The 23,817-nt window shown below is 71.7% G+C and carries 26 protein-coding genes; 8 read left to right on the top strand and 18 right to left on the bottom strand.

Features of this window, described 5'->3' with window-relative positions; genetic code table 11:
* Positions 1-2 precede the first annotated feature (2 nt).
* Positions 3-587, bottom strand: a complete 585-nt coding sequence (locus tag ABFX51_RS20795; protein ID WP_091509599.1) for a TIR domain-containing protein — start codon at positions 585-587, stop codon at positions 3-5.
* Between the two features lie 185 nt (positions 588-772).
* On the opposite strand from ABFX51_RS20795, the gene ABFX51_RS20790 reads away from it, so the two are divergent.
* Positions 773-1,024, top strand: a complete 252-nt coding sequence (locus ABFX51_RS20790) for an SEFIR domain-containing protein (RefSeq protein WP_346054648.1) — start codon at positions 773-775, stop codon at positions 1,022-1,024.
* Between the two features lie 206 nt (positions 1,025-1,230).
* Positions 1,231-1,926, top strand: coding sequence for an NPCBM/NEW2 domain-containing protein (locus ABFX51_RS20785; protein WP_346054647.1), 696 nt, complete (start codon positions 1,231-1,233; stop codon positions 1,924-1,926).
* On the opposite strand, the gene ABFX51_RS20780 is transcribed toward ABFX51_RS20785, so the two are convergent.
* Genes ABFX51_RS20780 through ABFX51_RS20770 form a run of 3 tightly spaced genes read right to left on the bottom strand, consistent with a single transcriptional unit; the run spans position 1,923 to position 3,436 of the window.
* Entirely contained in the window at positions 1,923-2,315 is a 393-nt protein-coding gene (locus tag ABFX51_RS20780; RefSeq protein WP_346054646.1) for a VOC family protein, read from the bottom strand. The two genes, ABFX51_RS20785 and ABFX51_RS20780, sit on opposite strands and share 4 nt — an antisense overlap.
* Positions 2,312-2,605, bottom strand: coding sequence for an ArsR/SmtB family transcription factor (locus ABFX51_RS20775; protein WP_346054645.1), 294 nt, complete (start codon positions 2,603-2,605; stop codon positions 2,312-2,314). The genes ABFX51_RS20780 and ABFX51_RS20775 overlap by 4 nt, the downstream gene beginning before the upstream one ends.
* Positions 2,606-2,626: 21 nt before the next feature.
* The gene (locus ABFX51_RS20770) at positions 2,627-3,436 is read right to left on the bottom strand and encodes an endonuclease/exonuclease/phosphatase family protein (RefSeq protein ID WP_346054644.1); all 810 of its coding nucleotides are present in this window, start codon (positions 3,434-3,436) and stop codon (positions 2,627-2,629) included.
* Between the two features lie 212 nt (positions 3,437-3,648).
* On the opposite strand from ABFX51_RS20770, the gene ABFX51_RS20765 reads away from it, so the two are divergent.
* A complete protein-coding gene (locus ABFX51_RS20765; protein WP_346054643.1) occupies positions 3,649-3,861 on the top strand; it encodes a hypothetical protein in 213 nt (70 codons plus the stop codon).
* A 66-nt stretch (positions 3,862-3,927) separates the two neighbouring features.
* Here the strand turns inward: ABFX51_RS20765 and ABFX51_RS20760 are convergent, their stop codons facing one another.
* Complete coding sequence (locus ABFX51_RS20760) at positions 3,928-5,154, bottom strand: MFS transporter (protein ID WP_346054642.1); 1,227 nt, start codon at positions 5,152-5,154, stop codon at positions 3,928-3,930.
* A 51-nt stretch (positions 5,155-5,205) separates the two neighbouring features.
* Positions 5,206-6,780 (bottom strand): benzoylformate decarboxylase, encoded by a 1,575-nt coding sequence (mdlC, locus tag ABFX51_RS20755; RefSeq protein WP_346054641.1) that lies wholly within the window; start codon positions 6,778-6,780, stop codon positions 5,206-5,208.
* A gap of 103 nt (positions 6,781-6,883) precedes the next feature.
* On the opposite strand from mdlC, the gene ABFX51_RS20750 reads away from it, so the two are divergent.
* On the top strand, positions 6,884-7,789 hold the full coding sequence (locus ABFX51_RS20750; RefSeq protein ID WP_346054640.1) for a LysR family transcriptional regulator: 906 nt from the start codon (positions 6,884-6,886) through the stop codon (positions 7,787-7,789).
* Positions 7,790-7,791: 2 nt separating this feature from the next.
* Here the strand turns inward: ABFX51_RS20750 and ABFX51_RS20745 are convergent, their stop codons facing one another.
* Together ABFX51_RS20745 and folP are read right to left on the bottom strand one after the other, a co-directional pair.
* A complete protein-coding gene (locus ABFX51_RS20745) occupies positions 7,792-8,469 on the bottom strand; it encodes a hypothetical protein (RefSeq protein WP_346054638.1) in 678 nt (225 codons plus the stop codon).
* Between the two features lie 69 nt (positions 8,470-8,538).
* Positions 8,539-9,300: a dihydropteroate synthase gene (gene folP, locus ABFX51_RS20740; protein WP_346054637.1), complete on the bottom strand. Its 762-nt coding sequence runs from the start codon at positions 9,298-9,300 to the stop codon at positions 8,539-8,541.
* A gap of 171 nt (positions 9,301-9,471) precedes the next feature.
* Here folP and ABFX51_RS20735 point away from each other — a divergent pair, with 171 nt between their 5' ends.
* Together ABFX51_RS20735 and ABFX51_RS20730 are read left to right on the top strand one after the other, a co-directional pair.
* Positions 9,472-10,941, top strand: a complete 1,470-nt coding sequence (locus tag ABFX51_RS20735) for a sensor histidine kinase (protein WP_346054636.1) — start codon at positions 9,472-9,474, stop codon at positions 10,939-10,941.
* Complete coding sequence (locus ABFX51_RS20730) at positions 10,845-11,576, top strand: response regulator transcription factor (protein ID WP_346054635.1); 732 nt, start codon at positions 10,845-10,847, stop codon at positions 11,574-11,576. The genes ABFX51_RS20735 and ABFX51_RS20730 overlap by 97 nt, the downstream gene beginning before the upstream one ends.
* Positions 11,577-11,756: 180 nt before the next feature.
* On the opposite strand, the gene ABFX51_RS20725 is transcribed toward ABFX51_RS20730, so the two are convergent.
* The 8 genes from ABFX51_RS20725 to pabB all read right to left on the bottom strand — a co-directional run bounded on the left by ABFX51_RS20725 (position 11,757) and on the right by pabB (position 18,838).
* Positions 11,757-12,452, bottom strand: coding sequence for an alpha/beta fold hydrolase (locus tag ABFX51_RS20725; RefSeq protein ID WP_346054634.1), 696 nt, complete (start codon positions 12,450-12,452; stop codon positions 11,757-11,759).
* A complete protein-coding gene (locus ABFX51_RS20720) occupies positions 12,449-13,285 on the bottom strand; it encodes a class III extradiol dioxygenase subunit beta (RefSeq protein ID WP_487046921.1) in 837 nt (278 codons plus the stop codon). The genes ABFX51_RS20725 and ABFX51_RS20720 overlap by 4 nt, the downstream gene beginning before the upstream one ends.
* Position 13,286: 1 nt before the next feature.
* Positions 13,287-13,631, bottom strand: a complete 345-nt coding sequence (locus tag ABFX51_RS20715) for a protocatechuate 3,4-dioxygenase (RefSeq protein WP_346054631.1) — start codon at positions 13,629-13,631, stop codon at positions 13,287-13,289.
* Complete coding sequence (locus tag ABFX51_RS20710; protein ID WP_346054630.1) at positions 13,628-14,470, bottom strand: bifunctional 5,10-methylenetetrahydrofolate dehydrogenase/5,10-methenyltetrahydrofolate cyclohydrolase; 843 nt, start codon at positions 14,468-14,470, stop codon at positions 13,628-13,630. The genes ABFX51_RS20715 and ABFX51_RS20710 overlap by 4 nt, the downstream gene beginning before the upstream one ends.
* Positions 14,467-15,342 carry a formyltetrahydrofolate deformylase gene (purU, locus tag ABFX51_RS20705; protein ID WP_091509629.1) on the bottom strand — a complete coding sequence of 292 codons (876 nt, stop codon included), beginning with the start codon at positions 15,340-15,342 and terminating at the stop codon, positions 14,467-14,469. Before purU ends, ABFX51_RS20710 begins: the two co-directional genes overlap by 4 nt.
* Entirely contained in the window at positions 15,339-16,214 is an 876-nt protein-coding gene (locus ABFX51_RS20700; RefSeq protein ID WP_091509631.1) for a methylenetetrahydrofolate reductase, read from the bottom strand. The genes purU and ABFX51_RS20700 overlap by 4 nt, the downstream gene beginning before the upstream one ends.
* 39 nt (positions 16,215-16,253) lie before the next feature.
* Positions 16,254-17,606 (bottom strand): aminomethyltransferase family protein, encoded by a 1,353-nt coding sequence (locus tag ABFX51_RS20695; RefSeq protein WP_091509632.1) that lies wholly within the window; start codon positions 17,604-17,606, stop codon positions 16,254-16,256.
* Positions 17,607-17,683: 77 nt separating this feature from the next.
* Entirely contained in the window at positions 17,684-18,838 is a 1,155-nt protein-coding gene (pabB, locus tag ABFX51_RS20690; RefSeq protein ID WP_091509878.1) for an aminodeoxychorismate synthase component I, read from the bottom strand.
* A gap of 216 nt (positions 18,839-19,054) precedes the next feature.
* Here pabB and ligM point away from each other — a divergent pair, with 216 nt between their 5' ends.
* Positions 19,055-20,458: a vanillate/3-O-methylgallate O-demethylase gene (gene ligM, locus ABFX51_RS20685; protein WP_091509635.1), complete on the top strand. Its 1,404-nt coding sequence runs from the start codon at positions 19,055-19,057 to the stop codon at positions 20,456-20,458.
* Between the two features lie 344 nt (positions 20,459-20,802).
* On the opposite strand, the gene ABFX51_RS20680 is transcribed toward ligM, so the two are convergent.
* On the bottom strand, positions 20,803-21,723 hold the full coding sequence (locus tag ABFX51_RS20680; RefSeq protein WP_346054629.1) for a LysR family transcriptional regulator: 921 nt from the start codon (positions 21,721-21,723) through the stop codon (positions 20,803-20,805).
* A gap of 128 nt (positions 21,724-21,851) precedes the next feature.
* Here ABFX51_RS20680 and ABFX51_RS20675 point away from each other — a divergent pair, with 128 nt between their 5' ends.
* Positions 21,852-22,685: an SDR family oxidoreductase gene (locus tag ABFX51_RS20675; RefSeq protein WP_346054628.1), complete on the top strand. Its 834-nt coding sequence runs from the start codon at positions 21,852-21,854 to the stop codon at positions 22,683-22,685.
* Positions 22,686-22,805: 120 nt separating this feature from the next.
* Here ABFX51_RS20675 and ABFX51_RS20670 read toward each other — a convergent pair whose 3' ends face one another.
* Positions 22,806-23,813 carry an amidohydrolase family protein gene (locus tag ABFX51_RS20670; protein ID WP_346054626.1) on the bottom strand — a complete coding sequence of 336 codons (1,008 nt, stop codon included), beginning with the start codon at positions 23,811-23,813 and terminating at the stop codon, positions 22,806-22,808.
* Between the last annotated feature and the right edge of the window lie 4 nt (positions 23,814-23,817).

The following is a 23,817-nucleotide window of genomic DNA, read 5'->3' as shown; positions in this document are numbered from 1 at the left end:
CTTCAGAACCTCGGCAGACGTGATGTCGGCGGCGGATCGGGCAGCGGGGTTTCCACCGGCCAGTCGGGGCGCCACTCCGGCGCGTGCGCGATGAGCCCGGCCAGCTCGGTCGCGACGACCTGCAGGTTGCGGTGGAAGTCGAGGTAGGCCGGCGAGTCCTGGAACTGCTGGTACGGCTGGTTCCAGCGTTTGAGGTCCAGCATGCGCCGCTCGTGCGCGTACTTCGGGAAGTTCTCCGAGTCGCAGAAGATCACCGGGTAGATCAGCCCCTGCGGGCGTTCCGGCGTCGCCAGGCCCGTGAGCTCCTCGCGGCGGGCCATCGAATGCCATTCCGCCAGGCACCACTCGCTGGAGAAGTACTTCGGCGAGCACACCGCGACGAGCACCTTGGCCCGCTGCAAGGCATTGCGCACCTCCAGCGGCCAGGCCGTGCCCGCGGGTACCTGGTCGTCGAAGAAGATCTTCGCCTCGTGGTCGAGGTAGTCGTCCAGCAGCTCCGCCAGCCTGGGGTGGAAGTGCGTGCGCACCCACGCGGGCACGGTGCCCCCCTTGCGCCGGTAGCTGAGGAAAACGTCGTACTCGTACACCCGCGCCGCCCTTCCCGCCGCCGCACCGTGGCCGATGCTAGCCAGCTCCGGCCCGGGAACGGATCGTCAAAAACACGACAATCTCCTGCCACTTTTCCCGACAGAGTCCACAAAGGACACGACAGGAAGTCGTCAGTTCCACGACACGCCTTCACGGGTGGTGCGGGCACGGAGAGAATGCGGGGATGTCCGACGGGAAGGCACCGAGGGTCTTCATCAGCTACGCGCAGGACTCGCCGGAGCACATGGCGCAGGTCAGGGGTTTCGCGACGCTGCTGCGCAGGCGGATCGGGCTCGACGTGGCACTCGACCAGTGGGCCGACCACCGGCGTCTCGACTGGTCGGCGTGGGCGACCGAACTGCTCACGAACGCCGATTTCGTCCTGGTCGTCGCGTCACCCGCCTACCGGCGCCGCGCCGACGGGCAATACCGCTAAGTTAGTACGTTTTACCTGGTCAGGGCGTTACCGGAGGCTCTGTTCAGTCGTTCCCGCCGGTTAGGCGGTTCTCCACTTGAGACAGTCGCCGTTGCGGTTGAGGGGAATCTTCAATTGAGGCAACTGTTCTGTCGGGGTGTGACCGCTCTGTGGGCGACGCCTCCAAACGCCTCTGAGCTGCGGAAACTCGCCTAAACTTAGCGGTATTGGCCGACGGGCAGGCACCACCGGACGAGGGCCGCGGGTCGCAGTACGAGGCGGCGATCCTGCGGGACAACCTCACCAGGAACCTGCGTGCGGAGACGCAGCGCGTGCTCCCGGTCGTGCTGCCGGGACGCTCGGTCGAGGACATCCCGGCGTTCCTGATGGCCTACTCCACGACCCGGTTCGAAATACCGGAAATCAGCGTCCGGGGTGTGGCGGGACTGCTGGCCGCGATCACCGGGCAGGGCCCGTACCCGATGCCCGAGCGCGGCGAGTGGCGGGGCGGCGCGGCGGACGATCCGCTGTCGCCGGGAACGCCGTGGGTCGCCCACAGCACCGGTGTGCACAGGGCCGGAGTACTGCTGGACGGGGTGCGGTACGACAACAGCATCGTCTTCCGGCCGCGGGAGCCCGGCGGGACGGGTTTCGTCGAACTGGCGCTCGATGCCTCCTACGGCAGGTTCACCGCTGTCGCGGGCGTCCCCGACGACGCGGCGGAACCGTTCCAGGTAGGGCGTTTCCGCGTCCTGCTCGACGGTCGGCCGCGCGCGGAGACCACGGCCACCCTCGGCAAACCGGTGCCGGTCGAGCTGGACGTCACCGGCACGCTGCGGCTGCGACTGGAGATGCACCGCCCGCCGGCACTGGCCGGGTCCCACCCGGCGGAACTCGCGTGGGGGGACCCGCTTCTGGTCTAGACCTTCTGGTGCGCGATCTGGATGAGGTTGCCGCACGTGTCGTCGAAGACGGCGGTGGTCACGGTGCCCATGTCGGTGGGTTCCTGGGTGAAGCGCACGCCCAGCCCGGTCAGCCGGTCGTACTCCGCCTGCACGTCGTCGACCGCGAACTGTGTGAACGGGATGCCGTCGGCGGCGAGCGCGTCCTTGAACGACTTCGCCGCGGGATGGCCCGTCGGTTCGAGCAGGAGCTCCGTGCCCTCCGGCCGCTCCGGCGACACCACGGTCAGCCACCGCGCCCCGCCGCCCACCGGGATGTCGTGCTTCTTCACGAAACCCAGCACCTCGGTGTAGAACCGCAGCGCCTTCTCCTGGTCGTCGACGTACACGCTCGTCAGCTCGATCCTCATGCCGAACCCCTCCTGCGCAGCCACCGCTCGACGATCGGTTCGAGCGGTGCCGTGTTGATGTGGTGGAACTTGTACCGGCCCTCGCGCCTGGTCTCGACCAGGCCGGCCGCCTCGAGGACGTCGAGGTGCTGCGAGACCGCCTGCCGCGACGAACCGAGGCCGTGCTTCATCGTGAGCCGGCCGCAGATCTCGAAGAGCGTCTGCCCGTCCCGCTCGGTGAGCTCGTCGAGGATCGCCCGGCGCGTGGGATCCGCCAAGGCCTTGAAGACGTCACCCACGCGCCCCACCATAGGCAAGTGGCTACTTGCCTGTCAACGCACCTGCACGCGCGCCGCCAGCGGCAGGTGGTCCGACGCGGCCGGGTCGGCGTGCACGACGCGCGTGACCAGGGGCCGCGCGCCGGCCCCGGCGTAGACGTAGTCGATCCGCCGGTCCGGGGCCTCCGCCGGGTAGGTCGCCTCGTCCCCACGGCCGGAAACCGGCCAGGCGTCCGTGAAAGCGCTCGCCAGCGTGGCGATCTCCGGCGCGTCCGGCAGCGCGTTGAGGTCGCCGACGAGCACCGAGGGCCGGGTCCCGCCGATCAGGTCCACGATCTGGCGCGTCTGCACGAGCCGGTCGGTCTGCGAGCTGGCCGCCAGGTGCGTGTCGTAGAAGTGCACGCGCTTGCCGCGGACGTCCAGTTCCGCGTGCAGCAGACCGCGCTGCTCCTGGCCGGGCGAACGGGACAGGTACGTGTTGTCCCAGGCGCGGACCGGGTACCGCGAAAGGATCGCCGTGCCGTACTGCACCCGCGGCTGCCCCGCCGAGGGCGGCTCGCGGTCGATGTTCGCCCCGAACACGACCTGGTAGCCCAGCAGCCGCGCCAGCTCCCCCGCCTGGTCGGCCCACTCGCTGCGGGCCGAGTAGTGCCGGTCCACCTCCTGCAGCCCCACCACGTCCGCGCCGCTGCGCCGGACCACGTCCGCCACCCGCGCGACGTCCAGCACCCCGTCGGTGCCCTCGGCGTGGTGGATGTTGAACGACAGCACGTTCAGCACCCGGGCGGCACCCGCCTGGGCGGGCGCCGCCGCCACCGTCGTCACACCGCACACCAGCAGCAGCGTCACCAGTACTTTCCGCACGTCTTCTCCTCATCCGGTTCCGGGATCGCGAACGATCTTCGGGCCGGCGGGCACACGGCGGATGAGGTGCCGGTGAACCGGGGCGGGCGCTTGCGCGACGAGCACGTGGCGCGGGCCGACCAGCGGGTCCGGCGGTTCCGGGTGTCACCTGACCTGCTGAAACCGCCGTGGTCCACTGGCCGCGGCGCGCGGGAGGCGGCACTCTTTCCGGTGTGGATGAGGCACAAGCTCTCCGAGTCTTCTGGGCCCGCTGCCGGAAACACCACGTCCCGACCACCGCCGCCGAGCTGGCGCTCGCCGGCGCGCGGTTCGACGTGCGGACGGGACGGGTGCTCGCCCGTGACCCCTACCGCCTGGCCTGGCGCCGGCTGCGCCAGCTGGGTGCCGCCGACGAGCAGGCCACCGACAAACCGGCCACCGCCTGAAGGTCCGAACCGGACGGTCCGGGCCGCCGGAAAGCGCTTCCCGCGCCGTCCGTCCTCTTCGGACTCTCAGCTCTGCAGCGCCGCCGCCTCGCTGCCGGACACCGTTTCCGAGCGGCCGCCCAGCAGCAGGACCGCGGCCAGCCCCAGCGCGGCCACGAGCGCGAAGAACCAGAACCCCCACGGGTAGGCCACGCCCGCGGTGACGAGCGCACCGGTGATGAACGGCCCCACGATGGACCCCAGCCGCCCCACGGCGGAGGTCAGGCCGAGCGCCGTACCGCGTGCCCGGGCCGGGAAGACCTGCGTGACGTAGCCGTAGATCAGCACCTGCGCCGAGAACACGAACACCCCCGTCAGCAGCACCAAGGCGTTGAGCAGCACGCTGTTGCCGATCCGCAGGCTCAGCAACGCGAGCAGCACCGCACCCGCGCCGAACCAGATCCGCGCGATGGGCCGGATACCGCGCCGGTCCGCGATCGTGCCCGCCAGCACGAGGCCGATCACCGCGCCCACGTTGAGCACGAGCAGCAACGCGATCGACGTCGAGATCGGGTAACCCGCGCTGCGCATGAGCTGCGGCAGCCACGTGTTCAGCCCGTACACCAGCAGCAGCCCCATGAACGAACCGGTCCAGACCGCGATGCTGACGCGCCGGAACCGCGGCCCCAGCAGGTCACGCAGGCGCAGCCGCTCGGCCTCCGGCTCCTGCTTGGCCGCCAGGTATGCTGCCGATTCGGGCAGCCGCCACCACATCAGCGGCACCACGAGCAGCCCGACCGCGCCGCCGCCGTAGAACAGCACGTGCCAGTCCTCCGCCACGACCAGCGCGAGGATCGACGTCAGCACGGCACCCACGTGGTAGCCCGTCATCGTGAACGTGCTCGCGCTCGCCCGCCGCCGTGCGGGCAGGTTCTCCGCCATCACCGTCAGCGCCACCGGCATGCACGCGCCGAGGCCGAGTCCGGCGGCGAACCGGAGCACCCCGAACACCGCCACGTTCGGCGAAAGCGGTGTCAGCAGGGTGAAAAGCGAGAACAGCAGCACCGAGCCGATGAGCATGCTCCGCCTGCCGAACCGGTCGGTGAGCGGTCCGAGCCCGGCCGCACCCACCGCCACCCCGATCAGCGAAACCGTCGCCACCGCGGTCGCCCCGGCAGCGGTGAACCCGAGGTAGTGCGTCTTGAGCAGCGTCGGGATCGTCGCGCCGAGCGCCACGAGGTCGTAGCCCTCCAGCAGCACGGTGAGCCAGCACAGCAACGCCGTGGCGGCCGACCGGGTGGGAGACGTCGTCATTGCCGTACTCCTTCGAGGAAAGGGGATTCCATCATTGTCCTGTTAGGACGGTCACGGGGTCGTCTCGGCGGTGTCGACCTGGATCAGGCGCGGGCCCGCCGCCGTCGTCTTCAGCTGGGCGCGCAGGTCGTCCAGCTCCGTGACCGCGGTGGCGGGCACGCCGTACCCCGCGGCGATCGCGGTGAAGTCCAGCCCGGGGATCTCGGTGCCCGGCACGTCCGGCGTGCCGAGCACGCTCCCGAACCAGCGCAGCGCGCCGTAGGTTCCGTTGCGCAGCACCACGAACGTCACCGGCACGCGGTACTGCGCCGCCGTCCACAGCGCGGTGATGCCGTAGTTGGCCGAGCCGTCACCGATGACCCCGACGACCGGCCGCCCCTCGAGGCCCATCGCCATCCCGACCGCCGCGGGCAGCCCGAACCCGAGCCCGCCCGCGGCCGGGAAGAAGTACGAACCAGGGCGCCTCAGGTCCATCTGCCGCCACCACGCGGAGTTCGTCGACGTCGACTCGACGACGTAACACGTGTCCGCGGGCTGGGTTTCCCGCAGGGCGGCGAAAACCTGCTCCGGGTGCAGCGCTCCCTCCGCGGTCGCGGGCTCGGGGTTCGGCACGAACTCGCGGTCCCCGCCGGGAACCGCGGGCAGCCGGGTGAGCAGGCTCGCCAGCACCGGCCCCGGATCCGCGACGAGCGCGCGTCCCATGGGCGCGCGGGCGGCGGCCCCGGCGTCGTCGGTGATCTGGACCAGCCTGGTGCCCTCGGGCAGGTACGGCCCCGGCACGTGCTGGTGGTACCGGAACACGGGCGCCCCCAGCACGAGCACGAGGTCGTGCCCCGCCACGGCGTCCGACACCGCGCCGATGCCCGCCGGGAGCACGCCGCGGAACAGCGGGTGCCGGTTGGGGAACGGCAGGCGGTGCGGCGACGGCGCCACCCACACCGGCAGCTGCCGGTGCTCGGCGAACGCGACCGCCCGGTCGAACAAGCCCGCGGTGTCGAGGTCCGCGCCGAGCACCAGCACGGGGTTGCGCGCGGCTTCGAGCTCCTGCGCCAGCTCCCGCAGCTGGGCCTCGTCCGGCCCCGACGCGCGTTGCACGCTCCGGTCGAGCGTCAGAGCGGCGTTGGCGTCCAGCTCGGCCGACCAGTCGTCGTAGGGCACCGACAGGTAGGTGGGACGGCGCTGCAGTTCCGCCTCGAACACCGCCTGCGCGAGCGAACGCGGCACGTCGGCGGCGCAACTCGGCTCCCCCGCCCAGCCGACGAGCGGACGCATGAGCTGGGTCGCCTCGACGTTGGCGAGCATCGCCTCCAGGCCGATCGCCGAGCGCACCTGCTGGCCCGCGGTGAGCACGAGCGGCGAACGCGAGGAGACGGCGTTGGTGAGCGCGCCCATCGCGTTGCCGGACCCGGCCGCGGCGTGCAGGTTCACCAGCACCGGACGGCCGGTGGCCTGCGCGTACCCGTCGGCCATGCCCACCACGACGCCTTCGTGCAGGCCGAGCACGTAGCGGAAACCCTCGGGCAGCTCCGCGAGGAACGGCAGCTCGTTCGACCCGGGGTTGCCGAAGATCGTGGTCAGGCCCCGGCGTTCCAGGAACTCGTGGGCGATCCGGCGGGCGGTCGGCATGACGCGGTGTCCTCCTCGACAACGGTGGTGGGCTGAGCGTAGGACCGGGAGCGGCCTGTGTTCCAATCAATGTTGGCGACGATGCTTATAGACAGGATCGATGATGCGGGAGTTCGACCTCAACCTCGTGCGCACGTTCGTCCTGCTCTACGAGACCCGCAGCGTGACCGCGACGGCCGAGTCGATGCACGTCACCCAGCCGACGATCAGCTACGGCCTGCTGAAGCTGCGCCGCCGCTTCTCCGACGAGCTGTTCCGCCGCAGCGGCAACGGCCTCGTGCCCACGACGACGGCGCGGGAGCTGTACCGGCCGTTGCAGAGCGCGCTGGTGGAGATCGAGTCCGCGGTCAGCGGGGCGCACTCGTTCGACCCGGCGTCGGCGCGCACGTCGTTCACGCTGTGCCTGTCGGACCTCGGTGAGGTGTCGCTGCTGCCGGTCCTGATGGCGGCGCTGCCGTCGCGCGCGCCCGGGGTGACGCTGACCGTGCGCCCGCTCGACGTGGTGAACGCCGTGGACCAGCTGGGGCGCGGGGAGATCGACGCGTTCATCGCCTCGCCGCCGCTGAGTTCGCAGCGGGTGCGGCGGGTTCCGCTGTTCTCCGAGGGGTACGTCGGCATGGTGGCGGCGGACCACCCCCGGCTGCGGGGCAAGCGCGCAGACCTGGCCGCGCTCGCGGGCGAACGGCACATCGCGGTGTTCGGCCCCGCCGGGCACGAGGGGCCGCGCCGGGCGCTGGAGGCACACGGGCTGCTCGACCGCGTCGTCCTGGAGGTGACGCGGTTTTCGACGCTGCCGTACCTGGTGCAGGACAGCGAACTCGTGGCGATGGTGCCCCGGCTCGTCGGCAGGGTGTTCACGGCCGAGCACCGGGTGCGGCTGCTGGAGCTGCCGATGGAGATCGAGCCCGCGCAGGTGTCCGTCTACGCGCGGCACCGCCACACGTGCACCCCGGCGCAGCAATGGCTGGTGGAGTTCATGCACGCGGAGCTGGCGGGCCTCGGCCAGTGACGTCAGGCGCGCGTCACGGCGGCGGCGAGCAGCGGGCCGAGCTTGCCGAACACCGCGTCGGCCTTGCGCTTGGCCTCGCCCGCCGCGTTCCCCTGGACGTCCAGGGCGGCCGACGTCACCAGCGTGCCGTGCGCGACGACGACCACGCAGTTGCGCTCCGCGAAGGGGCCCTCGTACTCCGAGCACACTGCGGCCTGCGCGTCCACGCCGGGCGCGGCGGCCAGCTGCGGCTGCTTCGTGCCGGTGGGGCTGCCCGTGCCCGCGGTGCAGCCTCCCGCGGCCAGCAGCTCGGCGACCGCCTGCGCCGCCTTGCCATCCGGGTACTGCGCGGTCTGCTGGTGCAGGTTCACCGCGACGCTCAGCGGATCCCCGGTGTACCAGTCCTTCGCCTGCTCCTGGATGATCTCGGCGTCCGAAGGCAGCTTGTCGCGGCACGAGCCGACGAGCTGGAGGCCGGGCCCGCTCACGGCGCGCGGCTGGGTGTCGCTCGTGAAGCCGAGCGTGGCCGCGTCCTGCGCGGTGAGCATCGCACGGACGACCGGTGCGGCGTCGGGCGCTTGCGAGCTGCTCGCGGGAGGCGGGGGCGGCGGTGCGGACGGCTGGGGTGCGGCCGGGGCGGGGGCCGAACACGCGGCGAGGGGCAGCAGCAACAGTGCGGTGGCCGCGATTCTGCGGAGCATGGGAGGAACCTTCCGGGAGCGCCGCGGCGCCCGCGGACGATTCCATGATCGTTCCGCCTCCGGGTCGCGTTACAGGTCCCACACCGCCTTCAGCACGGCGATCGTGTCCACCGTCTCCGCCACGTCGTGCACGCGGATCAGGTCCACCCCGGCCCGCAGCGCCGGGGCGAGCAACGCCAGGGACGCCGGCAGCCGGTCGTCCACCGGCCTGCCGGTGAGCGCGCCCAGGAACGACTTGCGGCTCACCCCCAGCGCGACCGGGATCCCGAGCTCGCACAGGCGCGGCAGGTCCCGCAGCAGGCGCACGTTGTCCTCGGCGTTCTTGCCGAACCCGATCCCCGGGTCGAGCCACAGCTCCCGCACGCCGTCCGCCCGCGCCGCCTCCGCCAACGAGGTCAGGTAACCCGCGACCTCCGCACACACGTCCACATAGGACGGTGCCGCGCCCGGTAGCACAGGCACCGTGTGCGCGTGCATCCCGATGTACCCGACGCCGAGCCTGCCCGCGACGTCGTACAGCTTGCCCGAGACGTCGTTGACGATCGTCGCGCCGGCCTCCACCGCCGCCTCCGCCACGTCGGCGTTGCGGGTGTCCACCGAGACCCGGCCGCGCGCCGCCAGCGCCGAAACCACCGGCACGACGCGGTCCAGCTCCTCCTCCACCGAGACCGGCACGGCGCCGGGACGGGTGGACTCGCCGCCGACGTCCACCGCCCACGCGCCGTCGCTGAACATCCGCTGTCCGGCCGCGACGGCGCGCGCGACCGTGTCGAAGCGGCTGCCCGCCCAGAACGAATCCGGCGTCGCGTTCACGATTCCCAGTACCCGCACCGGAAAGATCGTAGGCAGCGCCACCGGGCGCGGACCACGGAGCAATGACGGCGCGCACGCGGTAATCGGCCCCGGACGGGCCGAGACAAATGATGCGGATCCGGCCCCTGGCTCTGCTGCCCGCGCCGTCCCACCGGCATGCTGGAGGAGCACGTGTGGAAGGAGAACGCCATGCCCGGCCTGAAAGCCCCGGCCGTCGACGTGGCCGTGCTCGCCCTCGACGCGCCCGATGGACTGGCGCTGGTCGATCCCGGCGGCCGGTTCGCCTGGCTCAACCACGCCGCCGCGCGCCTGTGCGGCCGCGAGGTGCTCGGCGCACCGTCGCCGTTCACCGCCGGCGAGGGCGAGCAGAGCGCGGTGTGGACACCCGAACCCGAAGTGCGGCGCGAATTCGCCTACCGCACGCGGGGTCTGCCCGACGGGTCCACACTGGTCTCGTTCCGCGACGTCACGGACGAACGACACCGGCAGCGGCGGCTCGCCGCCCTGGCCAGCACGGCGGCGAACCTGGCTTCGCAGGGGTCGTTGCCGGAGATCCTCGACGCGCTCGCGTCGGAGGTGCTGCGGACCGACGCGCTGGCGGCCGTGCAGATCCTCGCGCTCGACGACTCGGGAGCGGGGTTGCGGATCATGGGCTCGGCCGGGTTCCGGCACTGGCCGGACTTCTTCCCCCGGCTCATGGAATGCCGCCGCCGGGGCGCGTCGCTGAAGATGCTGGAGGCGTTCGAAACGGGCGAGCCGGTGGTCGTGCCCGACCGGGGTGCGGCGATCCAGCGCGACCCGGCGTGGCGGCCGCTGGCCCACTACATGGGCGAGCTCGACTGGGAGACGTTCGCCAGCGTCCCGCTGCTGGTGCGGGGCACCGCGGTGGGCGTGCTCAACGCGTTCTTCCTGCCGGGGCACTCCGTCGGGCCGCAGACGGTGGAGTTCCTGCTCGCGATGGCGGAGCAGGCGGCGATGGCCGTAGACTACGCCGGGCTGCTGCGCCGTGAACGCGAGGACGCGCGCCGCGAGGAACGGCAGCGGCTGGCGCGCGACCTGCACGATTCGATCGTGCAGCAGGTGTTCTCCATCAGCATGCAGGCGAAGTCGCTGGAGGTGCTGGGGCAGCGCGGTGAGAGTGTGCCGGTGGCGGCGGTGGCGCGGATCGCGGGTGAGGTCGGCTCGCTGTCGCACACCGTGCTCGCCGACCTGCGGGCGATGGTGCACGAGCTGCGGCCCTCGACGTCGGCGGAGCTGGGCGGGCTGGAGGAGGCCATCAGGGCGCTGGCCGACAGCACCGCGAACCGCACGGGGCTGAAGTTCGGCCTCACCGTGGGGCGCGGCGCCGGGCAGCTCACCGGCGAGCTGGCGGAGGACGTGTACCGCGTGGTGGCGGAGGCCATCCACAACGTGGTGAAGCACGCGGGCGCGGAACAGGTGTCGATCCGCCTGGCGGTGCGCGACGGCCGGTTCACGGCGACGGTCACCGACGACGGGTGCGGGATCGGCGCGGCGGGGCCGGGTGGGTACGGGTTGAGGACGATGCGGGAGAGAGCTGAACGATGGGGCGGAACCGTGACAGTGCGGCGACACCGGAGGTCCGGCACGGTCGTGCGGCTCGTGGTGCCGGTGGACAGCCCGGCCCCGTCCGGGTCCTGATCGTCGACGACCACGCCGTCGTGCGGCGGGGCATCCGGGCGTACCTGGAGGTGCTCGACGGGATCGAGGTCGTCGCGGAGGCCGGTGACGGTCAGGAGGCGCTCGACCGGCTCGCGGCGATGGCCGCGCACCGGGAGGAACCCGACGTCGTCCTGCTCGACCTGCTGATGCCGGGTCTGGATGGGATCGGCGTGATTTCCCATGTGACGCAAGGGTTCCCGGGTGTGCGGGTGGTGGTGCTGACGAGCTTCGGCGAGACGGAGCGGGTGCACGCGGCGCTGGCCGGCGGGGCGGCGGGCTACCTGCTCAAGAGCGCCGGCCCGGACGAGGTGGTGGCCGCGATCCGCGCCGCCGCCCGCGGCGAGGTGTTCCTGGACCCGTCCGTCGCGCGGCGGCTCACGCGGGAGCTGGTGTCGCCGCGCACGGGGCTCGGCGCGCTGACCGACCGGGAACGGGACGTGCTGATGCTGCTCGCGGGCGGCCGGTCGAACCGGGAGATCGCGGCGGAACTGGTGATCAGCGAGCGCACGGCCCGCACCCACGTCAGCAACGTGCTGCGGAAGCTGGAGCTGAGCTCCCGCACGCAGGCGGCGCTGGTCGCGGTCCGGGAGGGGCTGGTACCGCCGCAGGGGTGAGGTCGGTGGCTGGCGGCGGTTGCCGGCTGCCGGTCGCGGCACGGCAGCCCCAACGCCGCCACGCGATCAGGCGTTAGGGCAGCGTTGCCCGGCCCGGCAGGACGTAGGACTCGGCGCCAGGCACCGCGGCACGGCCAACCCCGCCGCGGGACACGGCAACCGCATCCCCCGCCGCCGACCTCACGCCAGCGTCAGGAGCACATCGGCCAGTTCCTTGGGCGCCGTGACCATCGCCTCGTGGCCGGTCGCCACTTCGTGCACCGGCCAGCCCCTCGCGGCCGCGCGCTCGGCGTGGGGGCGGAACACCCGCATCCAGTCCACGCACTCGATGAACGCCGCCGGGACCTCGGAACCCTTGAGCCGCAACGGTTCGGTGTACGTCAGCCACGGGTGGGGCGTTAGGCGCGGGGTCAGCCAGTCCAGATCGGCCTGCTCCGTCACGCCCAGCACGGTCAGCGACCGCACCGGGATCAGCCAGCCGAACCCCGGCCCCGCCACCGACTCCCGGTAGTGCCCGGCCACCGTCTCCGGCAGCAGGTCGATCGCGGCCTCCCCGTCGTCGCCGACGAAGGCGTCCAGGTACACCCGGCGGGCGATCCGCGAAGGCACGCGGTCCGCCACGCCCGTCACCACCTGCCCGGCGTAGCTGTGCCCGACCAGCACCACGTCCTCGAGGTCGTGGGCCTCCAGCAGCGCCACCACGTCCTGCACGTGCGTGCTCAAACCCACCGAAGGGTTCAGCAGGTGCGCCCGGTCGCTCACGCCGGTCAACGTCGGCGCGTACACCTCGTGCCCCTCGGCCCGCAGCAGCGGCGCGACCCGTTGCCACGCCCAGCCACCGTGCCAAGCCCCGTGCAGCAACACGAAAGTACTCACGAAAGCTCCTCGAACAAAGCCAGCGCGGCGGCGGTGTTGGACGCCGGCACGTGGTAGGTCTCCGCGATCCGCCGGATGTTCCCGCTCAGCGCCCCGCGCATCACGAGCCACATGATCAGCTCGATGCCCTCGGTCCCCGCCTCGCGGATGTAGTCCTCCCGCGTCAGCGCCGCGAGCCTCTCCGGATCGGTTTCGATGGCCTCCAGGAACATGCGGTCGAACTCGGGGTTGATGAGCCCTGCCCGCGCGCCCGCGAGCTGGTGCGACATCCCACCGGTGCCGAACACGGCGACCTTCAGATCCTCCGGGAACGAGCGGATCGCCCGCCCGAGCGCCTGCCCCAGCGCGTAACACCGCGCCGCGCTCGGCTGCGGGTACTGGATCACGTTGACCAGCACCGGAACCACCGGGCAGGGCCACTCCTCCCCCGGATCGGGGCAGTACACCGACAACGGCACGGTCAGCCCGTGGTCGACGTCGAGGCGGTGGCACGTGGTGATGTCGAACCACTCGTCGGTCAGCTCACGCACCAGGTGCTCGCTGAACTCCGGCGCGCCCTGCACGACCGGCACGGGACGCGGGCCCCAGCCCTCGTCGGCGGGCTTGTACTCCTCCGCGGTGCCGATCGCGAACGCGGGCACCATGTCGAGGTCCACCGCGTTGGCGTGGTCGTTGTAGACCACCACGGCGACGTCCGGCTTGTGCTCCGCCATCCACGCCCGCGCCGGGGCGTACCCGTCGAACAACGGCTTCCAGTACGGGTCCCCGGTCTTCCCGGAGTCCATGGCCGCGCCGATCGACGGCACGTGCGAGGTCGCCAGACCCCAGATCACCCTAGCCAAAACGCCGCCCTCCCGAGCGCAGCAGGGCGGTGAACTCCTCCGCCGACATCCCGGTGAACACGCCACCGAGGTACTGCATCGACTTCTTGTCCAGCATCGCCAGTTTGTAGGTGTAGAAGATGGACGCCCCGAGGTCGAGCATCCCGGTCCAGTCCCGTTCGAGCACCGCGCGCTTCTGCTCCGGCGAAAGCCCGTAGGCGTCGCAGTAGGCGGCCTCGTCCTCGCTGAACCGCTGCCGGTTCGCGGCGTCCTTCAAGGACCCGCAGAGCCGGTTGATCGCGTACCCCCGCCGGCTCGCCGACAGGTCGAGCAGGTAGTTATCCTGTGCCTGGGTCACTTTTCCGTTCCCTCCCGCGCCGCCCGTACCGTCTGGGCGAGCAGGGTCGCGATGGTCATCGGGCCGACCCCACCGGGTACCGGCGTGATGAACGAGGCGCGTTCCGCCGCCGCCTCGTACTCCACGTCACCCCTGTTGTCGGCGTACCCGGCGTCGACGACGACCGCCCCGGGCTTGATCCACTCCCCCCGGATGAGCTCCGGGCGGCCCACGGCCGCGACGACGACGTCCGCCTGCGCCACGTGCCGCGCCAGGTCCCGCGTGCGCGAGTGGCAGTACGTCACCGTCGCATCCCTTGCCAGCAACAGCATTCCCACCGGCTTGCCGAGGATCGGGCTTCGCCCCACGACGACGGCGTGCTTGCCGGACAAGGGGATCTCGTACGCGTCGAGCAGCGCCATGATCCCGCCGGGCGTCGCCGAGGCGAACCCGCCCTCGTCGAAAGCCATGCGGGCGAAGGAAGTCCGGGTCACGCCGTCGACGTCCTTCGCCGGGTCGATCGCCTCGAACGCCGCCCGCTCGTCGATGTGCCCGGGCACCGGGTGCTGGAGCAGGATGCCGTCGACCGCCGGATCCGCCGACAGCTCGCGGATCGTCTTGACGAGGGTCTCCGTGCTGATCCCGGCGTCCAGCTCCACGCGCCGCGACTCCATGCCGACCTTCGCGCACCGGTTGGCCTTCATGCGCACGTACGTGTGCGACGCCGGGTCGTCCCCGACGAGGACGGTCGCGAGCACCGGCACGCGCCCGTGCTCGCGGGAGAACTCCGCCACCTCCTCGCGGACGCGGTCCAGCATGGCGGCCGAGGTGGCCCGGCCGTCGAGGATCCGTGCGGTCACGAAAACACCACCGTGGTGTTGCCGTCGCGCAGCACGCGATCTTCGCAGTGCCACTCCACCGCCCGCGACAGGACAAGGCGTTCCACGTCCGCGCCCTTGCGCTGCAGCTCCCGCACCGATTCGTGGTGCGACACGCGGATCACGTCCTGCTCGATGATCGGGCCCTCGTCGAGGTCCTCGGTCACGTAGTGCGCCGTCGCGCCGACCAGCTTCACGCCGCGTTCCTTCGCGCGCTGGTACGGGCCGGCGCCCATGAACGCGGGCAGGAACGAGTGGTGGATGTTGATCACGGGCACGCCGAGCTCCTCGAGGAACTCCCCCGACAGGATCTGCATGTACCGCGCGAGCACGAGCAGGTCGATGTTGCCCTTCAGCAGGTTCAGCTGTTCCTTCTCCGCGGCCTCCTTGCGGCCCTTCTCGACCGGCACGTAGAAGAACGGGATGCCGAACTGCCGCACGTCGTCGCCGAGGTCGGGGTGGTTGGACACGACCATCGGCACCGTCATCGGGATCTCGCCGCGCCGCTGCCGCCACAGCAGGTCGAGCAGGCAGTGGTCCGCTTTGGACACGAACACCGCGACGCGCTTGCGCTTGCGGGCCTCCACGAGCCGGAACTCCAGCCCAAGGTCCTCGCCCAGCCGCGTCTCCAGCGCGGCGTTCAGCTCGTCCAGCTTCACCGACAGCTCCGGCAGGTGGAACACGGTGCGCTGGAAGAACCGGCCGCCCGACGGGTCGCTCGACGACTGGTCCAGCGACACGATGTTGGCGCCGTGCTCGGTGAGCACCGCGGACACCGTCGAGACGATGCCGGGGCGGTCGGCGCCCTGGACGATCAGGCGGCCGTAGTCGGTCTGGTGCGTCAGTTCGGTCATGACCGGTCCTTCTCGGGGAGCGAGGCCAGCAGCCGCTGCCGCCACTGCTCGGTGCCCCGCAGCTCGTTGAACGTGAAGATGTGCAGGCCGCCGAGGTTGGCGTCCACCTTCGGCGCGGCCGCGGCGAGGCGCTTGGCGAGCTTGGTCGGGTTGTAGCCGCCGGGCAGCAGGAACCGCCAGAACAGGCTCTGCTGCTTCTGCAGGAACCGCGCGGACTGCCCCAGCCCGATCCCGGCGGAGATCCGCACCAGCTTCTGCCGGTTGACCGGCCCCGGCATCCCGACGTAGATGGGCAGCCCGATCCCGTCCTCCGCCAGGCCCGCGGCCCAGTTCGCGGTCGTGCCCGCGTCGAAGCAGATCTGCGTGAGGATGCGCGTGGCCAGCGGCGCCTTCTGCTTGAGCGCGAGGTCCAGCGCCTCCTGCGGGATCTTGGCGTGCCCCTCGGGGTACCCGCCGATGCCGACCTCCTCGAAGGGGTGGCCGAGCTCGTCCATCGCCTGCAGCAGCGAGTACGCGTCGGTGAACCGGCCCGCCGGCTTCGGCGCGTCGCCGCCCACGACGAACACCGAGCGGAACCCGGACTCGCGCAGCCGCGCGACCACGTCGGCGACGTGCGCGTCGTCGGTGAACTGCCGGGCGGGCAGGTGCGGCGCGACCTGGTAACCGTGCCCCAGCAAGCGTTCCGCGAGGTCCAGCGTCGCCCCGATGCCCTTCGCCTCGGTGACCGTCACCGTGAGCGGCACCGACGTCGGCACGTACTCCAGCACGTCCCGCTCGGTGTTCTTGAACGGCATCACCTCGTAGCTCATGGCGTGCACGAGTTCGGCGAAGCCCGACCGCCGGGCGCCGGGCACCTCCTGCTGGGTGGTCATGGGCTGTTCCTCATTCCTGTGTGCGGGCACGACGGGGGATCACGACCTGCGGTAGGAGTCGCGGACTTCCCGGACGAACGGCGCGGGCGCGACCGTCGCCCTGACCGCGGTCTGCCGGTGGCGTTCGACGGCGGGCTTGGCGGAGTTGGGCTCCTCGCCCCACAGCACCGTGACCTCGGTGCCGGGTTCGCTTGCGGCGACGTCGAGGGTCGCCAGTGACACGAACGCCTGCTCGTTGGTCAGGTACCCGGCGTCGAGCGAGAGGCCGACGGGCACGCCGTCCCGCAGCACCTTGTCCACCTGGAAGAACGCGTAACGCGCCTTCGGCATTTCGAGGTACTTGGCCGGTGTGCCCGGTTCCACGAGCGAGCGGACGGTCGCGGCGAGGTCTTCGGGGTGCCAGACGAGCGTCACCTTCCGGCGGCGCGGCCGGTCGGCGAGGCGCTCCAGCGCGGCACGGCCGAGGAAGTCGTGGTCGAACTTCACCGTGCGGCCGTAACCCACGTCATAGGGGGTGACGTAGTAGTCGGCGATGTCCGGCGAGTCCATGCTGCCGCCGAGCGAACCGAGCGAGTCCGCGCTCAGCCACTCGCGGTAGCCGGTCAGCTCCGGCCCGAACACGGCGGGCACCGGGGTGGGGATCCACCCGGACTCCAGGTTCGCCGTGGAGTACGCCTTCGCGCCGGCGCGCACGAGCCCGGTGTGCTGCCCGGCTTCGAGGATCGCGCCGAGCACGTCCTCGCCCTCCTCCCACGGGCCGAACAGCTCGAAGCCGGGCTGACCCGCCATGCCGTGCCGCAGCGCGCGGACGTGGTGCCCGCCGATGCGGAATTCGGTCATGTGGAAGAACTTCACGTCGGGCAGCGGCTCGCCGGTGAGCTTTTCCACGAGCGGGCCCGCGGTCGGGCCCTGCAGTTCGTAGCGGTACAGGCGCGGCGGGCCGGACGGGCGGTCGTAGGAGTTCGGGTCGCGCTCGATCGTGACGTCGTAGCCGCCCGTCTCGGCCTGGTACTGCAGCCAGTCCGGCACCATCGAGTGGCCGACGAGGTCGAAGTAGTCGTCGTCGAGGTGGAACAGGATCGCGTCGCCGACGAGCTGACCGTCCGCAGTGGCGGCCACGTACTGCTTCGCCTTGCCGGGGGTGAAGTTCGCGAACGAGTTGACCCCGAAGTCCGCCAGCAGCCGCAGCGCGTCCTTGCCCCGCAGGAAGAAGTCCGTCATGTGGTGCGACTGGTCGAACAGCACGCACGACGTCCGCCATGCCCGCTGCTCCGAGCGCCAGTTGGTGAACTCGGGCGCGACGGGGAAGGCGTGCGGGCGGGCGGCCGAATCGCGCAGCAGCGCGACCGGCGAGCCCGCACGGCGGATCGCGGCTTCGAGGCTCTCTCCCATGTGTTCCAGTACAACCGAGGAGAGATCGCGTTACCTCGGGCATCGAGGCCGAGTTGACCGCGACAAATGTCCGACGATCACCCCGGGATGCGCGGGCGCGCGGTCAGGACCTCCGCTTTGGCCAGCAGTTCCGCGTACTCGGCGGCCGGTTCGGACCCCCACGTGATCCCGCCGCCGGTACCGTACGTCGCCAGGCCGGTGTCGCGATCGGCGAGGACCGTGCGGATGGCCACGTTGAACCGCGCCCGGAACGGCGCCCCCTCAGGAGCGACTACACCGACCGCGCCACAGTAGACGCCACGCGGCCCGGGTTCGAGGTCGCGGATCAGGGCCATCGTGCGGGGTTTCGGCGCGCCCGTGACCGAACCACACGGGAACAACGCGCGGAACACGTCCGCCGTCCCGGTGCCGGGCAGCAGCCGCGCGCTGACGTCCGATGTGAGCTGGTGCACAGTCTCGTACTGTTCGGCGTGGCACAGCGAGGTGACGCGGACGCTGCCGGTCTCCGCGATGCGCGCCACGTCGTTGCGCATCAGGTCGACGATCATGATGTTCTCGGCGCGTTCCTTGGTGCTGGCGCGAAGTCTCGCGACGATCGCGGCGTCCTCCTCCGGCGTGCCACCGCGGCGGGCGGTGCCCTTCATCGGGCGCAGGTGGACGTCGCCGTCGCGGATCTCGAAGAACAGCTCGGGGCTCGCCCCGGCGATCACGAACCGGCCGAGGTCGAGGTACGCGCTGTACGAACCCCGTTGCGCCAGCGCGAGATCCGCGTAGCAGGCGGCGAGATCACCGCTCAGTCCGGCGGTCAGGCGCGTGGTCAGGTTGCACTGGTACGTCTCGCCCGCCGCGATGTGCCGCCGCACGGCCTCCACGCGGCGGCGGTGTTCCTCCTCGGTCCACTGCGGCGTCCACTCCCCCACCCGGTACGCGCCGGGCTCGGGCGGGGTGACCACCGGCACGGACTCCGGCGCCGCGCACACGCCGAACCACGCCAGCGGCAGCCCGGGCACCGGGTCGTGCACCGGCAACGCGGGGTCGAGCCCCGCGGCCGCCTCGTACGCCACGTAACCGAAGGCCCACCAACCGTCAGCGGTCGCGCGGTCCAGCTCGGCGAGCACCCCGGCCACGTCCTCCGGGCGGTGCGCCACCAGGTCGTAGGCGATCTCCGGGAACGCCATCGCCGTGCCGGCCCGCAGATCGTCGAACCGCGCGAACGCCACCTGTGGCCGCATGCGGCCCACCTCCCTTTCCCGTCGATCACCGGGGTTTCCCCACGCTAGGCGGCCCGGGGCCGCGGCGGTACGGCGCGACGGCGAGGTGGTACCGCGACAAATGACCCGTGCGTCCTGGCCGGTGCGAGTATTGCATTCCCGCCATTCCTCGCTGCCGCTGCGCACCCGCCATGCGTAGCTTTCAACTCAGTAGATCCGAACGAGAACGGGTAGCAGATGAACGCGAAAAACCTGCAGCAAGTGCTGGACCAGGCGGGCAACACGGTGGAACTGCTGCGCAACTCGCAGCTGGGGGCCTACATCTACCCCGTGGTCCCCGCCGAGTTCACGAACTGGCGCCGCGAGACGATCGCGTGGCGGGAGACCGCGGTGCTGTTCGACCAGTCGCACCACATGGTCAACCTGTTCGTCTCCGGGCCGGACGCGCTGAAGCTGTTCACCGACACCGGCATCAACAGCACGGCGAAGTTCCCCGTCAACACGGCGAAGCAGTTCGTCCCGGTCTCCCCCGAGGGCGGGGTGATCGGCGACGGCATCCTCTTCCGGCTCGAGGAGGAGGAGTTCGTGTTCGTCGGCCGCGCGCCGGTCGCCAACTGGCTGTCCTTCAAGGGGGCCAAGGGCTACAACCTGGACATCCGGCTCGACCAGCGGTCGCCTTCCCGCCCGTACGGCCTGCCGGTCAAGCGCGACCTGTGGCGCTTCCAGATCCAGGGCCCGAAGGCGTGGGACGTCATCGAGAAGGTCAACGGCGGCCCGGTGGAGCAGGTGAAGTTCTTCCGCATGGGCTACATGAACATCGCGGGTGAGCGCGTGCGCACGCTGCGCCACGGCATGGCGGGCGCGCCGGGTCTGGAGATCTGGGGCCCGTACGAGAGCTACTTCAAGATCCGTGACGCGATCCTCGAAGCGGGCCAGGAGTTCGGCATCGAGCCGTGTGGCTCGCGGGCGTACTCCTGCAACACCCTGGAGTCGGGCTGGATCCCGTCGCCCCTGCCCGCCGTGTACACGAGCGAGGAGCTGCGTCCGTACCGTGAGTGGCTCGGTGCGGACAGCTACGAGGCGACCAACGCGCTGGCGGGTTCGTTCGTGTCGGACCGGATCGAGGACTACTACCTCAATCCGTGGGAGCTGGGCTACGGCGGGTTCGTCAAGTTCGACCACGACTTCATCGGCCGTGACGCGCTGGAGGCGCTGGACAAGGACAGCCAGCGCCGCAAGGTGACGCTGGCGTGGAACTCCGAGGACGTCGCGAAGCTGCTGTCGACGCTCGTCGAGCCGGGCGGCCCGAAGTACCAGTTCTTCGACCTGCCCAACGCCAACTACGGTTCGTCGAACTTCGACTCGGTGCTCGACGCGGACGGCAACACCATCGGCCTGTCGCTGTTCACCGGCTACAGCGCGAACGAGCGCCAGGTGCTGTCGCTCGCGACGGTCAAGCCGGACGTGCCGCTGGGCGCCGAGGTCACCGTCGTGTGGGGCGAGCCGGACGGCGGCAGCAAGAAGACGACGGTGCAGCCGCACGAGCAGCTCCGCGTGCGGGCCGTCGTCAGCCCGGCGCCGTACTCGAAGATCGCGCGCGAGGACTACCAGCCCGGGTGGCGCACCGCCGTCACGGTCTGAGGTCCGTTTCCGCCGGGTGGCGGGGTTCCGGCCCCGCTGCCCGGCTTTTTGCCGGGGCGCCTCGCGTCGCCCGGGTGGCGGGTTCGGCTCGGTGAGGGTGAGCGGTGGCCCGGCTTCCCGCCACCGGCGCGGATCTTCCGGCCCGCGCGGCGCAACACGGCGGCCTCGACGGGGCCGGGTATCGGTACCCGCCGCAGCCAGCCCGGCTGACCCACCCCGGCCACCCGGCTTCCCGCCACCGGCGCGGATTCCCCCGCCCGCGGCGCTGTCGCGGCAGGCCGCGACAGCGCCGGGTTTTCGCTGCCACGACAGCCAACCTGGCCCGAGCCCGCCACCGAAGCTGATCAACCCCGCTTTCCCCCACGGGCGTGGATCTCCTCCCCCGCTCGCCGCAGCGCGGTGACCACCGCGACGGCCTCCGCGGCGGGTTCGGCTGCCGTCACCGCGAGCGTGACGCGGTCCTGCCAGCTCGGGTCCTCGACGGCCACCGTGACCACACCCGCCGGAATGGACAGTGCGGCGACCTCGGGCACGAGACACAGCCCCAGTCCCGCCGCGACGAGCCCCAGCCGGGCCGGCCAGCCGCGTACGACGTGCCCGATCACCGGGTCGCTCAGCGTGGGCCACGCGCGGAACTGCGGATCGCCGTTCGCGCCCTCGCCCGCTATCCACGTCTCCCCCGCCAGTTCCGCCACTTCGACGGTGCCCGCGCCGGCGAGGCGGTGGCCCGCGGGCACGGCCACGCGCAGGCCCCCGGCGAACACCACCTCCTGCCTGAGCCCGCCCAGGTCGTAGTCCGGCAGGCCCGCGCCGACCCCGATGACGGCCACCCCCAGCCGCCGCGCGCGCAGCTGCCGGAGCAGCGTGGGCGTCGAGCCCTCGGCCAGTGCCACCTCCAGCCGGGGGTGGTCCGCCCGCAGCCGGGCGAGCGCCAGCGGGACCAGCACCGCGGTCGCCGACGGGAAGGCGCCCAGCTTGATCCGCCCGGCCAGCCGGTCGTCCAGGCTCGCCAGGTCCTGCCGCAGCGCGTCCAGCCCGGCCAGCACCCGGCCCGCGTGCTCCACCACCACCTCGCCCGCCGGGCTGAGCCGCACCCCGCGGCCCTCGCGGACGAACAGCGGCGCCCCGGCGGCCGCCTCCATCGCCGCCACCTGGCGCGAGATCGCGGGCTGTGAATAGCCCAGCAACCGCGCCGCGGCGGTGAACGACCCGGTCAGCGCGATCTCCCGCACGACCCGCAGGCCCGCGATCGTCAGTTCACTCACGGGGCCGATCCTACCCATGCACGATGCGTATGGCTTCGATCCGGAACTCTCATCGCCCGTATGGATTTTTCGTTGCCGCGCACGGGTTTTCGCTAACGAAGGCACCAACGACAACGAGGAGAGAAGACATGTCGAGGACCTGGTTCGTGACCGGCGCCTCCCGGGGCCTGGGCCGTGAGCTCGTCGAGCAGGTGCTGGCCCGCGGTGACCGGGTGGCGGCCACCCTCCGCCGCCCGGAGCAGCTGGACGACCTCGCCGCCCGCTACGGCGACCGGCTGTGGGTGCGGGCGCTGGACGTCACCGACACGCGGCAGCTGCGGGCGGTGGTCGACGAGGCGTTCGCCGCGCACGAGCGGATCGACGTCGTCGTGTCCAACGCGGGCTATGGCGTGTTCGCCGTCGCGGAGGACCTGACCGACCAGCAGATCGACCAGATGATCGCCACCAACCTGACCGGCTCGATCCAGCTCGCCCGCGCGGTCGTGCCGCACCTGCGGGCGCAGGGCGGCGGGCTGCTGATGCAGATGTCGAGCATGGGCGGGCACCTCGCGTTCCCGGCGTTCTCGCTCTACCACGTCACCAAGTGGGGCATCGAGGGGTTCTTCGAGGCGCTGGCCGAGGAGGTGGCGCCGTTCGGCATCCGCACGACGCTCATCGAGCCCGGCATGGTGCGCACGACCTTCTACGACGCCGCCACGCGCGTGCCGGTGAGCGAGCCCTACCGCGGCGGCCCCGGGGACACGGCGCCGATCCCGCTGGAGGAGATGACCGACAGCGAGGAGAACACGATCGCGGGAGTGATCCGGGCCGCCGAGTCCGTGGACCCGCCCCGGCGGCTGGTGCTGGGCTCGGATGCGTGGGAGCTGGTCACCGGCGCACTGCGGCGGCGGCTCGCCGAGATCGAACCCCAGCGGGACAACGCCGCCACCGCCGACGCCGAGGACGTGCGAGCGGCCAGCTGACCGCGCCGGTGCTGGGGAACGGGCTGTGCAACCCGGCGCCGACCCCCGTCAGCTGACCGGAGAGCCATGCCGGGCCGCGGGGAACGCGCTGCACAACCCCGCCAGCCCCGCCGCCTCCGGTCAGCTCACCGGCGGCGCCATGCCGAGGAACCGAAAAGCGTTCCCCCACAACACCTCCGCCAGCTCGTCCTCCGGCAGGCCGGCCATCCGCAGCGTCCGCCCCGCCGGGTCCTCACGGGGCATGGCCGGGAAGTCCGAGCCGACGAGCAGGCGGTCGGCGCCCAGCAGGTCCACCAGGTACCGCACGGCGCGGACGTCGAACACCATGGAGTCGTAGTAGAACCGGCGCGCGTACTCCAGTGGCGAGGGGCCGTCGTCGTGCTGGAGCGCGCGCTCCGGCACCGGCGGCTCCTCGTTCCACGTGCCGCTCCAGAAGTACTGCGCCCTCGGCACCATGAGCCCGAACCCGCCCGCCGCGTGGCTGAACGACACCCGCAGGTCCGGGCACTTCGCCGCCGTGCCGCCGGTGATCAGCGACGCGGCGGCGAGCGCGCCCTCCAACCCCACGACGTACGTCCCCATCGTGGACGCGGGCAGCCGGTCGTTCAGGCTCGGCATCGCGTGCACGAACACCGACAGCCCCAGCCGTTCCGCCTCCGCGAAGAACGGCAGGAACCGTTCGTCCCCGATGGACACCCCGACCACGTTCGACGCGATCTCCACACCCCGCAGCCCGGCGTCCCGCACGGCGGTCAGCTCCGCCGTCGCCACGTCCGGGTCCTGCAGCGGCACCATGCCCAGCCCCGCGAACCGCGACGGGTCGGTCGCGCACAGGGTGGCCGTGAACTCGTTGACGTGCCGTGCCAGCGCGAGCCCGTCCGCGACAGGCAGGTCGTAGCGCAGCAGGGGCGGCATCGGGCTGAGCACCTCGAAGTCCACCCCGGAGGCCGCCATCTCCTCGATCCGCCGTTCGGCGTCGAAGAACGCGTCGCGGGCCTTGAACTTCAGGCTGCCGAACAACAACATCCGCGCGGACTCGCCGTCGACGGGTTCCATGCGGGGAAAACACGCGGGCGCGTCCGCCGGGTAGTCGCGCGGCAGCAGGTGGGCGTGGGCGTCGGCGAGCACGGGG

Source organism: Amycolatopsis dongchuanensis (assembly GCF_039542405.1).
Taxonomy (GTDB): Bacteria; Actinomycetota; Actinomycetes; order Mycobacteriales; family Pseudonocardiaceae; genus Amycolatopsis_E; species Amycolatopsis_E sacchari.
Note: the sequence above shows the minus strand (reverse complement) of the source record. Positions and strands in the feature narration are given on the sequence as shown.